This window comes from Nostoc sp. UIC 10607 (assembly GCF_047228265.1).
Taxonomy (GTDB): domain Bacteria; phylum Cyanobacteriota; class Cyanobacteriia; order Cyanobacteriales; family Nostocaceae; genus Nostoc; species Nostoc foliaceum_A.
Genome location: NZ_JBIQNW010000022.1, coordinates 66,779 through 80,512, shown reverse-complemented (window position 1 = coordinate 80,512; position 13,734 = coordinate 66,779). Strand labels below are relative to the sequence as shown.

Annotated in this window: 15 protein-coding genes; 8 read left to right on the top strand and 7 right to left on the bottom strand. The window is 41.9% G+C overall.

Annotated elements, in window-relative coordinates:
- Positions 1-8: 8 nt before the first annotated feature.
- On the top strand, positions 9-359 hold the full coding sequence (locus ACEYW6_RS19370; protein WP_012407317.1) for a DUF1257 domain-containing protein: 351 nt from the start codon (positions 9-11) through the stop codon (positions 357-359).
- Between the two features lie 134 nt (positions 360-493).
- Entirely contained in the window at positions 494-2,071 is a 1,578-nt protein-coding gene (locus ACEYW6_RS19365) for an endonuclease NucS domain-containing protein (protein ID WP_412981012.1), read from the top strand.
- Positions 2,072-2,235: 164 nt separating this feature from the next.
- On the opposite strand, the gene ACEYW6_RS19360 is transcribed toward ACEYW6_RS19365, so the two are convergent.
- Together ACEYW6_RS19360 and ACEYW6_RS19355 are read right to left on the bottom strand one after the other, a co-directional pair.
- Positions 2,236-2,571, bottom strand: a complete 336-nt coding sequence (locus ACEYW6_RS19360) for a XisI protein (protein WP_190913376.1) — start codon at positions 2,569-2,571, stop codon at positions 2,236-2,238.
- Between the two features lie 106 nt (positions 2,572-2,677).
- A complete protein-coding gene (locus ACEYW6_RS19355) occupies positions 2,678-3,283 on the bottom strand; it encodes a Uma2 family endonuclease (RefSeq protein WP_412981011.1) in 606 nt (201 codons plus the stop codon).
- Positions 3,284-3,356: 73 nt separating this feature from the next.
- On the opposite strand from ACEYW6_RS19355, the gene ACEYW6_RS19350 reads away from it, so the two are divergent.
- The 4 genes from ACEYW6_RS19350 (at position 3,357) to ACEYW6_RS19335 (ending at position 6,456) form a co-directional block, all read left to right on the top strand.
- On the top strand, positions 3,357-4,037 hold the full coding sequence (locus ACEYW6_RS19350; RefSeq protein WP_412981010.1) for an NADPH-dependent F420 reductase: 681 nt from the start codon (positions 3,357-3,359) through the stop codon (positions 4,035-4,037).
- 96 nt (positions 4,038-4,133) lie between these two features.
- Positions 4,134-4,880 (top strand): SDR family oxidoreductase, encoded by a 747-nt coding sequence (locus tag ACEYW6_RS19345; protein ID WP_412981009.1) that lies wholly within the window; start codon positions 4,134-4,136, stop codon positions 4,878-4,880.
- Between the two features lie 6 nt (positions 4,881-4,886).
- Positions 4,887-5,825: an SMP-30/gluconolactonase/LRE family protein gene (locus tag ACEYW6_RS19340; RefSeq protein ID WP_412981008.1), complete on the top strand. Its 939-nt coding sequence runs from the start codon at positions 4,887-4,889 to the stop codon at positions 5,823-5,825.
- 70 nt (positions 5,826-5,895) lie between these two features.
- Positions 5,896-6,456, top strand: coding sequence for an antibiotic biosynthesis monooxygenase (locus ACEYW6_RS19335; RefSeq protein WP_412981038.1), 561 nt, complete (start codon positions 5,896-5,898; stop codon positions 6,454-6,456).
- Between the two features lie 111 nt (positions 6,457-6,567).
- Here ACEYW6_RS19335 and ACEYW6_RS19330 read toward each other — a convergent pair whose 3' ends face one another.
- From ACEYW6_RS19330 to thrB, 3 genes are all read right to left on the bottom strand, one after another.
- Complete coding sequence (locus tag ACEYW6_RS19330) at positions 6,568-8,181, bottom strand: NAD(P)H-quinone oxidoreductase subunit 4 (protein ID WP_412981007.1); 1,614 nt, start codon at positions 8,179-8,181, stop codon at positions 6,568-6,570.
- 374 nt (positions 8,182-8,555) lie between these two features.
- Positions 8,556-9,065, bottom strand: a complete 510-nt coding sequence (locus ACEYW6_RS19325) for a hypothetical protein (protein WP_412981006.1) — start codon at positions 9,063-9,065, stop codon at positions 8,556-8,558.
- Between the two features lie 42 nt (positions 9,066-9,107).
- Complete coding sequence (gene thrB / locus ACEYW6_RS19320; protein WP_412981005.1) at positions 9,108-10,022, bottom strand: homoserine kinase; 915 nt, start codon at positions 10,020-10,022, stop codon at positions 9,108-9,110.
- A 210-nt stretch (positions 10,023-10,232) separates the two neighbouring features.
- On the opposite strand from thrB, the gene ACEYW6_RS19315 reads away from it, so the two are divergent.
- Positions 10,233-10,649, top strand: a complete 417-nt coding sequence (locus ACEYW6_RS19315) for a VOC family protein (RefSeq protein WP_412981004.1) — start codon at positions 10,233-10,235, stop codon at positions 10,647-10,649.
- Positions 10,630-10,806, top strand: a complete 177-nt coding sequence (locus ACEYW6_RS19310) for a GyrI-like domain-containing protein (RefSeq protein WP_412981037.1) — start codon at positions 10,630-10,632, stop codon at positions 10,804-10,806. Before ACEYW6_RS19315 ends, ACEYW6_RS19310 begins: the two co-directional genes overlap by 20 nt.
- A gap of 130 nt (positions 10,807-10,936) precedes the next feature.
- On the opposite strand, the gene ACEYW6_RS19305 is transcribed toward ACEYW6_RS19310, so the two are convergent.
- Both ACEYW6_RS19305 and ACEYW6_RS19300 read right to left on the bottom strand, forming a co-directional pair.
- Positions 10,937-12,625: an NAD(P)H-quinone oxidoreductase subunit 4 gene (locus tag ACEYW6_RS19305; RefSeq protein WP_412981003.1), complete on the bottom strand. Its 1,689-nt coding sequence runs from the start codon at positions 12,623-12,625 to the stop codon at positions 10,937-10,939.
- Positions 12,626-12,870: 245 nt separating this feature from the next.
- Entirely contained in the window at positions 12,871-13,590 is a 720-nt protein-coding gene (locus tag ACEYW6_RS19300) for a response regulator (RefSeq protein WP_412981002.1), read from the bottom strand.
- Between the last annotated feature and the right edge of the window lie 144 nt (positions 13,591-13,734).

Sequence of the window (13,734 nt, the reverse complement as noted above, 5' to 3'; positions counted from 1 at the left end):
AAACCCAAATGTCTCACTTTAGCACCCTGCGTACCAAAATCACCGATGCCGAAATCCTCAAGGCTTCCTTGCGCGACCTCGGTATCAGCGTAAAGACTGAAGCTGATGTCCGTGGTTATAACGGTCAGCGTGTCCGTTCTGACATCGTTGCTATGTTGGATGGCGAATATGACCTCGGCTGGTCTCGCAATAGCGATGGTTCTTTTGACCTAATTGCTGACCTGTGGGGCGTTGCTAAGAAGCACAACCAAACCGAGTTGATCAACTCAATCAACCAAAAGTATGCTGTTAACAAAACTTTGGCTGAAGTAAAACAGCGCGGTCTGCAAAACGCCAATGTGAAGTTGGTATTGCAATAACAATTACTCTGCGCGTTCCCAAAGCTGCACGGGTTAACCATATCAATAGCGGTTAGCCCGCTTTTTTATCGGGACTGAGATTTATTTCTCAGTCCCGATTTTTTTGGTAATCACAAAATGTAGGGTAGATAATTATGATAAATGAAGCAGATATTCGAGACTTTTTAACACAGAATTTAGATATTGTAGAACCTAATTTGAAATTTATTAAGAAGGAGTTTAGCCTTGAAAATAGTCTTGGTGCTGGTGGTCGTATAGACATTTTGGCAAAAGATAAATTTGGATTTTTTGTCATTATTGAAATTAAAAAAAATGACAAAACTGCTAGGCAAGCTCTACATGAACTTCAAAAATATATGGCTTTATTTAAAACGAATTATGGTCTGGCTACTCACAAGTGTAGATGTATTCTACTTTCTACTGATTGGCATGAATTACTTGTGCCATTTTCGGAATTTTCAAGGGTTGTTGATTATCAAATAGATGGCTATCAACTCATAGTTAATGAAGAAGGGATACCTATAGGTAAAAAATCTGTACAGTTGGCTCCAGAGGGGGAAGAAAAATTTATCTTTCCAAGACACAATATTTTCTTGTATGAAATCATTGAGAATAGAGAGATAGCCATAGAAAAGCTAGAAGATATTTTAAGAGAGCTAGAGATAACAAATTATTACGTTTTGATCATAAATTACGAGGGTGATTCTGAAAATGTAATATATCCTTTTGCTATATACTTAGTTCTTGATATATTTAAAGCTTCAGAAAAAGAGAGGATTAAAAAAAACCTGAATATGCTTGATGATGATAGTTATGAGTTTGATAATGAAGATGAAGATATACATATTAAACCTTTATTTGAAGAAGAAGCTTTGTCTGAAATTACTAATAGGCTAATAGGTTTAATAGACACTATGGAAGTAGGCACATCTGAAAAACTTCAAGGTATGATGTCTAATGGGTGGCATATTAATAAAATTTATCCAGGTAATCAATTATTTAAAAATTTATTAATAAATGATGAGGAAATTATCAAAGAGATTATCAGTTTTGAAGGTGGCAATTCTGTTATTTATACATCAGTTACCACACCTAAAATTCAACCCTCATGGAAAGCAACTTCTGAAGGATTAAAGCATTTTTTATATGGAAATGATTTATGGCAAATTGGGTCTGACTGGTTTTTTAAACAAGTAGAATCTGTAAGCAGAGAAGCTACTGTAAATTTTAGAATTTATTATGGCTATGATATATTATTTAGCCTATATAACTATTTCTGTAGAGGTGTTTCTTACTTGCCAACTCTTGAAATAGTGGCTCAAATTCCAGGAGAACCAAACAAAACAATTATTCTGGTGGGTTCTCTTGAATGGGATGGACATACTTTTCCTAACGTAGATTCAATTTTTAATAAAAATAATCCTTTGGATATTTTTTATAAGCAAAAACTTTACTTTAAAGAAGAAGAATTATATGAACTTCAGATGATGCACAAACATGGCATAGAGTACTCCCTATTTGAAATAACTATAGAGCAAAACACTCAGCCTTTTATTAAACGTCTTGAGCTAGAAGAAGATGACACTATAAGTTTATTACCCATAACAGATGAAGTAGGCTTAATAAGCTTAAGAGATTTTTTTTTACACAATCGTGGCTATATTGAAGAGCTTTGTTACATTGGAGGTTCATGTTTTCACTTCGTAAGCTGAATAAGTCTTGGTGCTGACCGAACTGCACTATTGTTCAAGCCGAGGCAAGTGTAATTGGTAGCACAACCGGCTTTTGGTCAAAATGAAGGCGATGTCTATGACGTGCTACGTCTACGCACCGCTATTTATCTAAGTGATTGGGTTCCTTTCAACCTTCAGCCATCTTAACCAACAGCGAACTCGGTAAATTGTCTTTTAAAGGGGGAATGAAAAGCCAAAACGATGTCTTTTTTGGGTATGCCTCTACTAATAAGTTCATTGGCAATACCTCCTTCTGTACCATCGTGTTGAATCCAAATTTTTTCATTTTTAATATCCAAATGCAAAACACAGCCATATACGCGGCGCTTATTTGACCACCCCGCATGAACAACTTGGTAGCGATCGCGTTCTCTATCAAAAATAACTTCTGCTTCGACTTCTTCATTGCTGGCTTTGATTTCGCTGTAAGCTAGCAACAGTTCTTGAATAAGTTGACGGTACTGTTCTACTTTTGCCATTTTACGTTCACGAAGTATGCCGTAGGCATTCGCCTCCTCTTCTGGATCGAAAACAATCAGCCGAACTTGGTAATGTTGGATCGGCACTATAAAACTAGCTTACTCCCTACCAAACCTGACTTAAATTCAAAACAAACCCAGGTAGCAAAGGTTCACCATAAAGTGTCTTAGGATTATCTAATACCTCAACCGCAATATTAGAACGATAAATAAAAACTCGGCGCTGTTTTCTATCAATTAACCAACCAAGTTGTGTCCCATTATCAATATACTCTTGCATCTTATCTTGCAAAATTCGCAAGTTATCAGTTTCAGAACGCAATTCAATCACAAACTCAGGACAAATAGGTGCAAATTTTTTTCGCAGTTCTGGTGGTATGGCTTCCCAGCGATCGCGTTTTATCCACGCTGCATCTGGCGATCGCACCGCACCATTAGGCAAAGTAAACCCACCACTGGAACCAAACCCTACACCTGTACCATCTTGCTTTGTCCAAATACCCAACTGAACAATAATGTCAAAGTTATGTTGATCAGTTTCGGAACCAGTAGGGGGCATAATCACTAATTCTCCAGCAGCATTACGTTCAATGCGAAAATCACCGTTTAGTTGACAAAACTCATAAAACTGATCTTCGGTTAGTGCGATCGCAGGTTGCAATTGCAAAACCACTGGTATAATTTCTGTGGCTACAGGTAAGTTGGTGGTCATAATTGCTTTGTGGCTACTTCACCTGCTTTAACTATAATCTTTTCACAATCTACGGTGAAATGAGGGTTAACTCATGAAGATTGGAATTATTGGCAGTGAAAACATGGGGCGCTCTCTAGGTATACTCTGGGCAGAGCAGGGGCATGAAGTATTTTTTGGCTCTCGTGATGCCGAAAAAGGAAAAGCAACGGCAGAGTTTGCAGGACGCGGAACGCAAGGTGGAACAAATGATCAGGCGGCGGCGTTTGCTGATGTAATTTTGTGGACAGTACGCAATATTATGCCAAAACAGTTGCTTTCTCATCCTGAAGTTCTCGACAGTAAAATTATTATTGATTGTAATAATCAGGATATTCCTGAAGGATTTGCTTATCCACCAATAGTAGAATCCCTAGCCGAAAAGCTTGCTAAAGATGTACCTCAAGCGCGGGTGGTAAAAGCTTTTAATACTATGGCGCAGGAAGTCTTTGAATTAGCACCTGAACCACTAAAGGATTATGGAGTTTCTGTTTTTGTTGCAGGAGATGATGAACAAGCCAGAAAAACAGTGATGAGACTTGCTGAAGAAATCGGATTTTTAGCAGTAGATTCTGGTGTTTTACGTAATGCTCGATTGATAGAAGGCTTGGGAGATTTTATTCGCCTGATTATAGGTGGTCAAAAACAGGGTGTTTATGCAACTATCTCTGTCAATGTCTTACCTACAGCGTCAGAACAACGCTTAGGTGGACGGCAAGCTTCGAGTTTGAAGTAAGTCAGAATCATTGATTGAATACATTGCTGCAATCGACTTGCTTAATTCATTGCATCTCAGTAAAGTACAATCAAAACCAGTTTCAAGGTCATAAAAATGACGACTCAAAAAAGGATTGCTGTGGTAACAGGCAGTAATCGAGGGCTAGGATATGCTATTTCCCGTCAATTATCCCAAATTGGCAACCGCGTAATTCTGACGAGTCGTAATGAAACAGATGGTCTTGCTGCTAAACAGCAGCTTACCAGTGAAGGGCTTGATGTTGACTATCACACGCTGGATGTCACGAATGATGGAAGTGTGCAACAGTTTACAGAATGGCTGCGTGAAACTTACGGCAAGGTAGATATTCTGGTCAATAATGCAGGCGTGAATCCCACAACTAAGCCGGAGGAGTCCAGCTTACTAACTGTGCAACTGGAAACGATGCGATCGACCTTTGAAACCAATGTTCTAGCGGTACTCAGAATTTCTCAAGCATTAATTCCGTTGATGAAGGTGCAAAACTACGGTCGCATTGTCAATATCTCAACGGAAATGGCATCTCTGGTATCAGTTCCCACTGATTACTACCCTTTAGCGCCTTCTTATCGACTCTCAAAGGTGGGAGTGAATGGACTAACCGTGCTTCTCGCCAAGGAACTCCAAGGTACTAATATTCTCGTAAATGCCTATTCGCCGGGTTGGATGAAGACAGATATGGGGGGAGATGATGCCCCGTTCACGGCAGAAGAAGGAGCCGAAACTGCTGTCTATTTAGCAACACTTCCCGATGGAGGAGCGCAAGGACTGTTTTTTGCAGAGATGCGAAAGTTTGGTGGCCCCATTCAATTACAATGGTAGGTTAATATGGGAAATTCCGCAGATTTACCGTCTATTTACGCAGATAAGCCGATTGAATTAGCACCTGCTAAAATTATTACCTCGTTTCCTGTTAATACTTTTTTAGAAAATCTAGCGATACCTGCGGCGGGCTACGCCTACGCGTCAGATGGCACAATTTTTGTAAGCAATCACGAAGTTGGTGAAATTGTTCGCATTACCGCAGATGGCAATCAGCAAATTCATGCCACCGTTGAAGGCAAAGTAAGTGGTCTTGCTTTCACTACCAACGGCGATCTGGTGGCAACAGGCTGGAATGCTGATTCTATACCCGTGGTTTCTTTAGTTAAAAGTGATAGCACGGTGGAAACGTTGCTGACACTGCCAGACGCAATGTTTCTCAATGGCATCACCCCACTTTCCGACACTCAGTATTTGACAGCAGATTCCTATCGTGGTGCAATCTGGCTGATTGATGTTGCTCAACGCCGTGGATCAATTTGGCTAGAACATCCAATGCTTGCTCGTAGCAATTCGGAGAGCGTGTTTCCGGCTGCTAATGGTTTGAAGCGTTTTGGTGATTTCCTCTACGTTTCAAATACAGAAAAAATGTTGCTGTTGCGGATTCCTGTTGATACTGCTAATAAACCAGGTGAGCCGGAAATTTTTGTTGAGCAAACTAATATTGATGACTTTGCCTTTGATGTGGAAGGCAACCTTTATGGAGCAACGCACATTTACAACAGTGTGATACGAATTGCGCCCGATCGCACTACTACTATCATTGCTCAAGCCGAGTCAGGTGTAATTGGTAGCACAGCTGTGGCTTTTGGTCAAACAGAGAGCGAGAACACCGCGATTTATGTTGTAACTAATGGTGGAATGTTTTTACCTCCACCTACTGGTGTCGTTCCTGCTAATGTTGTTCGGCTTGAAGTTGGAAAAACTGGGTATTCCTTAATTTGAGAATGACTCAACCATGCTACGGTTGCAAAAACTTACAACTATTAACTTGATGGTGACATAACTAATGGAGATGGAACAGGACGAGCAATTTGTAACCGTGGTCATTACACAAGTTGTAAAGCCAGGATGCGAAAGCGCTTACGAAGCTTGGTTGAAAGATATTACCAGAGTTGCCAGAACCTATATAGGTCATCTGGGAACAAACGTGATTCGTCCCCAACTTGGAGTGCGAAATGAATACGTGATTATCTTCCGGTTTGACGGTTATGAAAATTTAAAGGTGTGGATGACATCGCGCGATCGCGAATATTGGCTGAATCAAGGTAAACATTTGGTGGAATCCGATCCTGATGTTCAACAAATCTGTGGATTAGAAGCTTGGTTTTCTCTTCCCGGTCAACCACTGAAAACTCCACCGCGCTATAAAACAGCATTGCTAACTTGGGGAGCTGTATTTGTGTTGATTAATTTGTTGAATACATTTATAACGCCCCTGCTTCGCGGCTTACCTCCCTTAATTATTTCGTTGATCATTACCATTACTATGGTTTTGCTATTAACCTATGTTGTCATGCCTAGAGTTAGCCGTTTGTTTAGTTCTTGGCTATATCCTAAATCACGAAAAGTTTAGCACCTGAACGCCCCTCCAAAAAGCCAAAATGTTAGGGGTAGTTATCTAACTACCCCTTTATTGCCCTAATAATTTAGAATTTACTTGCAGACCCCTTAATGGGAAGTTAATTTACTCAGAAATGTTAATTGAACTTTCAACTTGAGAAGTAGCCAATGTTGGTGCAGAGAAAATCCGCGAGTACAGACTTGATGGTTGCTGATGAGCAACGACTGGTAGAACTTCACGAGCATGGGCGGCTAATTCCACCGCTTTCACATCATAAGTCTGCGTTGCCAATTTGGGATAAAACCCGATACCGATGATAGGAAGCAGCAAACAAGCGGTAATAAATATTTCGCGGGGTTTGACATCAGAGATTACAGTATCCAAGTGCAACTCTTGACTTTGCTCACCGTAGAACACTTGACGCAGCATCGACAGTAAATAAATGGGTGTCAAAATCACGCCAACTGCTGACAGCAGAACGACTACAACCTTGAAGCTGGAACTGTAAACATCACTGGTGGCGATACCGAGAAATACCATCAACTCACCCACAAAACCACTCATTCCGGGTAAAGCGAGAGAAGCCATTGACCCAATGGTAAACAGAGCAAAGGTTTTGGGCATTACCTTAGCCATTCCGCCCATTTTATCCATCATCAAGGTGTGGGTGCGATCGTAAGTTACGCCAGAAAGGAAGAACAAGCTAGCAGCAATCAAGCCGTGGGAAACCATTTGTAACACTGCACCGCTTATACCCAGTTCTGTGTAAGAGGCAATCCCAATCAGCACAAACCCCATGTGGGCAATTGAAGAGTAAGCCAAGCGGCGTTTGAGATTGGTTTGGGCAAAAGCACAGCAAGCGCCGTAGACAATATTCACTACACCCAAAATTGCCAGTACTGGGGCAAAAGTCACATGGGCATTGGGCAACATTTCCACATTGAAGCGGATGAGGGCATAACCACCCATTTTTAACAACACACCAGCCAAAATCATCGAACCGGGTGCTGATGCTTCACCGTGGGCATCAGGTAGCCAAGTGTGTAAAGGGAAAATTGGTAACTTCACACCGAAGGCAATTAAGAAACCTGCATAAACCAACAATTCCAAGGTTTTGGGGTATTCTTTCATTCCTAGAGTCGCCATGTCGAAGGTGACGGTATCTCCAGAGAATGCCATTGCAAAACCGGCAATCAAGATAAATATTGATGCGGCGGCGGTGTAAAGAATGAATTTGGTAGCTGCATAACGGCGGTTTTGTCCTCCCCAAATTGAAATCAGCAGGTAAACCGGCACTAACTCGATTTCCCACATCAGGAAGAACAGCAGCAAATCTTGGGCGACAAATACGCCAAGTTGGGCGCTGTACATCGCTAACATCAAACCATAAAATAATCGCGGCTTGGTGGTAACTTTCCAAGCCGCGAATATTGCGAGGGTATTTATTAAGCCTGTTAGAAGCAGCAAGGGCATCGATAAACCATCAACCCCCACAGCCCAATGCAAACCTAACTGCGGTATCCAAGGATAGTTTTCTACAAGTTGGAGTGTTGAACTTTGGAAGTCGTACTTGTACCAAAAGGCATAAATCATCAGTGCAAAGTCAGCGATCGCAACTCCCAGACCATACCACCGCACAGTTCTGCCTTCTTTGTCTGGGATTAAGGGGATGGCTAAGGCAGCCACCAAGGGTAAGAGGATTATGGCTGTTAGCCAGGGAAATTCAATAGCATTCATCACTTCTGACAATAAATTTGCCTTCTCGCTTTTAATTTCATTATATTAAGGAATCAATACTTTTGTAAACATTCCTTAACCCTAGAATCTTAAATTTTTGGCATAGATAAGAATATATACTCATCAAATTCCAAATTATCAGGATAAATAAGAATAAATACTTATCGGATTTTGCCGATTCCATTCTAAATGTAAACTTTTGCAACGTCAACAAAAAACGGCAGCTAAAGCCACCGTTACAATACCGTCATATTTTCTAGCCCAATTGTCAGGGCTATTTAGTCTACCTAAGTTGAGTCATAGACCTAATCCCCAGCCCCTTCCCTTTTAGGAGAGAGGTCAATGTATTGCATACAAACGAAAAAGCTAAAGCATTAAACAATCCGGTTGACAATTGTCCACACTTCCCCATCAGAGCGGACATAAGGAACGGAGATTGTCTTGAACCCAGTAATGAAGGGCTTGTAATAAATCTGCCAATACATTGGACTGAGTTGATTGGCACAAGCCTTTAGAAAACGGACTTCTGCCGCAAGTTCACTTGCTAGTTGATTAATGCGTTGAGCATGAACCTGTGCTACTTCTTTGGCTTCTTCTAGCTGCTGCTGTTGGATAAGTTCTTTTGATGCAACTTGCGATCGCACTAATTTACCTTGTTTTTGTTTTATCTGGCCTTCCAGGGCTGCGATCGCCGCGTCTATGCCTTGGAGTTCAACTGATAATTGGGCATTTTCCCTAGCTTGACGGCGGTAAGCTTCCACCATTGCTTGAGGTGAATCATTCTCGCCAGAGATTACATTATTAATAGTGAGTGCAGCGCGTTCTTCTAAAAGAATCTGAATTTGAGAGTTAAGCGCCGCCATTTCAGCCTGAATTTGCTCCATAAATCGAGTTTTAAGTGCTGAGTAAAATAGTCATCGGATTTTTTAAAAGCTTTTTGCGCCTTGGGTATCGAGAGAAAGCGATCGCACCTCGGCTGTAATTCCTTCTTCTTCCCAAGCAGCTAACATCGCCGCCTCCACAGCCTCTGAGTGTAACTTATCTGCCAAAGCTAACAGTGTCGGCCCCGCACCACTAATTACCATACCATAAGCACCAGCACTAACAGCTGCGATGTTAAGAGCATCATAACCAGGAATCAAAGCTTTGCGATAGGGCTGATGCAACTTATCTTGTAAAGCTGTCTTTAACCATTGTCCGTTACCAGTTTCCAAGCCGCGCAACAATAACCCCAAATGTGCTGTATTGAAAATCGCGTCAGCGCGACTCACCTCAGTGGGGAGAACGCCCCGCGCTTCTGAAGTAGAAAGTTCAAAATTAGGAATAGCTACAACTGGTACAACATCTTTATGCCAGGGAATATCACAAATTTCCCAAGCGGCGCCACTGGTAGCAGCCAGACGACATCCTCCCAACAAAGCTGGAACTACATTATCAGGATGTCCTTCCATTGCGATCGCTAACTCCATCACCTGCGACTGACTTATAGGCGCACCTTCGAGTTGATTAGCAGCAACCAACCCACCAACAATTGCTGTCGCCGAACTACCCAAACCCCTCGCCAACGGGACACCTAACTTAATCTCTATTTTCACAGTTGGCGGTGTCTGCTCTATATGTTGATAGAACTTGACAAACGCTTGGTAAAGGAGATTACTTTCATCAGTTTGGACTCGTTCAGCTTCCTTACCCGTGACATGAATAGTTAACCCACCCTCTTCTAGGCGAGTGAACTTGAACTCGTTATACAGCTTTAATGCTGCACCGATGCAATCAAAACCAGGCCCCAAATTCGCAGTTGTGGCGGGAACAGTAACAGTGATGGCAGAAACAACAGACATTGGTAAAACTCACTAATCATCAACCAGCATCTCATGTAATACTAATTCGTAATTCGTAATTCGTAATTCGTAATTAAGAAAAGTGGATTTTGTGATAACTAATGATGTACGGCTTTTAGAACTATCTTTAAAATTGGTCTCAATATCGCTGTTGATTCTGCCCTTACGGGATAGTGTGTAATCTAAAGAGCTACCGATATGAGGCAAAAAATGATGAAACTGGGAGCTATCAATCATATAGCACTAACTGTATCCAATTTGAAGCGCTCTGAGGCTTTTTACAATACTCTACTTGGATTCTTGGGTTATGAACAAGGAGAAAAAACAGAGCATTTAATACTTTGGGCAAGCTTTAATGGCGTCATCACCATTTCCCCAGCAAATCCGCAATCGCTCAATAAAAATCACGATCGCTATTCTCCTGGATTGCATCATCTAGCTTTTAGTGCAGATAGTCGAGAAGAAGTGGATCGGCTTTACCAATATCTTATGGAACGTGGAGTAGAGATTTTAGATCCTCCTGCTGAATACGATTATTTGCCGGGTTACTACGCTTTGTACTTTTTAGATCCAGATGGTATTAAGCTCGAACTAACACACACTCCTAATTGGCCACCTGAGTTTTAGTCAGCAAGAAGAAGCTTATGCTGCCTTAGTCTCTTGGATTGAAGCTAACGGCTATAAAATTAACGGCGCTAACCGTGAAGTTTATATAATTGGTTGCAAAGATCAAGATCACGATGTATATGTCACAGAGGTGCAGTTTCCAGTTTCCCAAGTTTGATGTATAAAGTAGTAATTTGATAATTAAAAGATAAACACTGTGTATACACCAGTGTTTATCTCTAATTCATCTAGAAGTTATCGAAGTTAGCGATCGCTCTTTTCCCCAGAAGAAATAGCTTTTAAAAAGCTTACTTCAAAGTTCCTAAAACAGGCGCTGCCTCAACCTCGGAAATTTGTGGAGCCAAGAATCCCTTAGCATAAATCTGGGGATTTGTTTGCGAGATTATGGCATAAGACTGGCGAAGATTAGCATTGACTGCAACGGTCTTGACATCGTACATCTGCATCGCCATCTTGGGATAAAAACCAATACCAATAATCATCAGCAGAAAACAGGCAGCGATAAACACCTCACGGGGTCTAGCATCATCGTAGACTGCATCTTCTGGCACGAGACAGTCTGTACCAAAACAAACTGTTCCCTGATCTTCTTGATTTTCCAAGCCTGCATTATTAATGTCGCATAGGAGTGCTGCACCTTTCCCATAAAATACCTCTCGCAGCATAGAAAGTAGATAAATCGGCGTTAGGATAACTCCAACTGCGGCGAGAAAAACCGTAACGGTGCAGAAAGTCGAACTGTAAACGTCACTGCTTGTCATACCAACGAATACTGAGAGTTCGCCAGCAAAGCCGCTCATACCGGGAAGCGCTAGGGATGCCATTGCTCCGATTGTAAACAGGGCAAAGACTTTAGGCATGGCTTGACCAATACCGCCCATATCTTTCATTACCATTGTGTGGGTGCGATCGTAAGTAACACCAGCTAAGAAGAACAGCACCGATGCAATCAAACCATGCGAGATCATCTGCAACATCGCGCCGTTGATTCCCAAATCAGTGAAGGAGGCAATTCCAAGCAGCACAAACCCCATATGAGAAATCGACGAATAAGCCAAACGCCGCTTCATATTAGTCTGAGCAAAGGAGTTCAATGCACCATAGATAATGTTGACAACACCCAGAATGGCTAAAACCGGTGCAAAGTAAATGTGTGCATCGGGGAGCAACTCAAGATTCAGGCGAATTAGTCCGTATCCGCCCATTTTCAGCAGCACACCAGCTAAAATCATCGATACAGGAGACGATGCTTCACCGTGAGCATCAGGTAACCAAGTATGCATGGGGAAAACAGCAAGCTTGACACCAAATGCAATCAGCAATCCTGCATAAAGTAGCAGTTGTAGACCAAGCGGATATTCTTTACTAGCGAGGGCGGTGATGTCAAATGTCATATTCCCGCCGCCGTATAGACCCATTGCGAGGGCTGCCACTAAAATAAATATAGAAGCCGCTGCGGTATACAATAAGAATTTAGTAGCCGCATAACGACGCCTTTGCCCACCCCAAATGCAGACTAGTAGGTAGACAGGAATCAGCTCTACTTCCCACATAATGAAAAATAGCAGCAAGTCTTTGGCAACAAACACCCCTACCTGTGCGGAATACAGCACCAGCATCAAGAAATAGAATAGGCGGGGTCGGTGATCAACTTGCCAAGCCGAAAATATCGAGAGTGTGGTGACAAATCCTGCTAGGAGCACAAGTGGCGCTGAAAGTCCATCAACTGATACCGCCCAGTTAAAACCTAACTGAGGCACCCAGGCATAACTTTCTACCATTTGAAAACTAGCACTGCTGGCATCGTAATGCTTCCAAAAGGCGTAGCACATCAAGGCAAAGTCTGCAATACCTACACCCAGTGCATACCACCGCACGCGCTTGCCATCTTTATCAGGCAGCACAGGGATGAGCAGGGAAGCAACTAGTGGCAGCAAGACAATCGCGGTAAGCCAGGGAAATTGATCCGCTATCATGTATATGAGAAAAAATACTTATTTGTTTGTCAATTATGTCATTGTACTAAACTGTGTAACAATTTCTTAATAAATCTTTGTCCCAGTTAACCACCTTTAGGGACTTTGGACAATTCGACCCTTATCTACGAGAGGCTACGCCAACGGCAAGCTCAGGGTAACATAAGCTATGTTACCACTGGGGACTGAGGAAGAAAGATTTTCATGTGTTCTTGTAAGCAGTTTATGATGGCTACTTAACTTGCTTACGGTACTAATCCAGCCCGCAAAGCACGCACAGCAGCCTGTGTCCGGTCAGCGACACAGAGTTTATTGAGAATACCTCGAACATGAGTTTTTACAGTACCGACTGTTAAATAGAGCCTTTTAGCAATTTCTGCATTGTCACAGCCAGCGACAATCAACTCTAAAACATCCATCTCCCTATGAGTTAAAGGATAGGTGACTATACTTTTCTCAGTGTCTGGGTCAATACCTTCAATCAAGACTCTTTTTCCAGATGCCCCTCTGCTGCCATCGGGGAAATCTTGACGTATTTGTTGTAGTACAAGGTCTGCGATCGCTGGATCGATCCATGAGCTACCGGCATGGGTGGTTCGCACAGCCTCAACTAGTTTCTCAGTTTCGATATCCTTCATGCAATAAGAATCTGCACCTGCTGCAAATGCTGCTAAAACTGCCTGTTCGCTATTCTGCATGGTTAAAATTAGCAGCTTTGTAGTATAGTCTTCGTTCTCTGCTTGATATTGCCTAAATGTGCGTGTTAGCTCAATACCATCCATGTCAGGCAAACCAATGTCAATAGTAGCAACATCAGGCTTGAGAGTTTTCAGAAGCTTGATGCCATCGGCTGCATTGGCTGCTTCACCAACAATGTTTAACTCCGGCTGGGTTTGTAAAGCAGCCCGTAAGCCAATTCTCGTAAGGTTGTGATCTTCAATCACGAGGATCTTGATTTCATTCATAGTTGCTTAACTTTACTGTTATCTATCTAAAGTACAGATTAAAATAATCTCGTTCTTTTATTCGGGATCTTATACAAAAAGCAATGCAGTTGGTATTGTTCCCCGAACTTCATCTATCATTAGACATAAATAACCTTATCTCGT

Excerpts from the sequence above, each read along its gene's own strand:
- ACEYW6_RS19325 (WP_412981006.1), bottom strand. The coding sequence starts at position 9,065 with ATGGAGCAAATTCAGGCTGAAATGGCGGCGCTTAACTCTCAAATTCAG.
- ACEYW6_RS19355 (WP_412981011.1), bottom strand. The coding sequence starts at position 3,283 with ATGACCACCAACTTACCTGTAGCCACAGAAATTATACCAGTGGTTTTG.
- ACEYW6_RS19300 (WP_412981002.1), bottom strand. The coding sequence starts at position 13,590 with ATGAATGAAATCAAGATCCTCGTGATTGAAGATCACAACCTTACGAGA.
- ACEYW6_RS19345 (WP_412981009.1), top strand. The coding sequence starts at position 4,134 with ATGACGACTCAAAAAAGGATTGCTGTGGTAACAGGCAGTAATCGAGGG.
- ACEYW6_RS19335 (WP_412981038.1), top strand. The coding sequence starts at position 5,896 with ATGGAACAGGACGAGCAATTTGTAACCGTGGTCATTACACAAGTTGTA.
- ACEYW6_RS19330 (WP_412981007.1), bottom strand. The coding sequence starts at position 8,181 with ATGAATGCTATTGAATTTCCCTGGCTAACAGCCATAATCCTCTTACCC.
- ACEYW6_RS19370 (WP_012407317.1), top strand. The coding sequence starts at position 9 with ATGTCTCACTTTAGCACCCTGCGTACCAAAATCACCGATGCCGAAATC.
- ACEYW6_RS19340 (WP_412981008.1), top strand. The coding sequence starts at position 4,887 with ATGGGAAATTCCGCAGATTTACCGTCTATTTACGCAGATAAGCCGATT.
- ACEYW6_RS19360 (WP_190913376.1), bottom strand. The coding sequence starts at position 2,571 with ATGGCAAAAGTAGAACAGTACCGTCAACTTATTCAAGAACTGTTGCTA.
- ACEYW6_RS19365 (WP_412981012.1), top strand. The coding sequence starts at position 494 with ATGATAAATGAAGCAGATATTCGAGACTTTTTAACACAGAATTTAGAT.
- thrB (WP_412981005.1), bottom strand. The coding sequence starts at position 10,022 with ATGTCTGTTGTTTCTGCCATCACTGTTACTGTTCCCGCCACAACTGCG.
- ACEYW6_RS19315 (WP_412981004.1), top strand. The coding sequence starts at position 10,233 with ATGATGAAACTGGGAGCTATCAATCATATAGCACTAACTGTATCCAAT.
- ACEYW6_RS19305 (WP_412981003.1), bottom strand. The coding sequence starts at position 12,625 with ATGATAGCGGATCAATTTCCCTGGCTTACCGCGATTGTCTTGCTGCCA.
- ACEYW6_RS19350 (WP_412981010.1), top strand. The coding sequence starts at position 3,357 with ATGAAGATTGGAATTATTGGCAGTGAAAACATGGGGCGCTCTCTAGGT.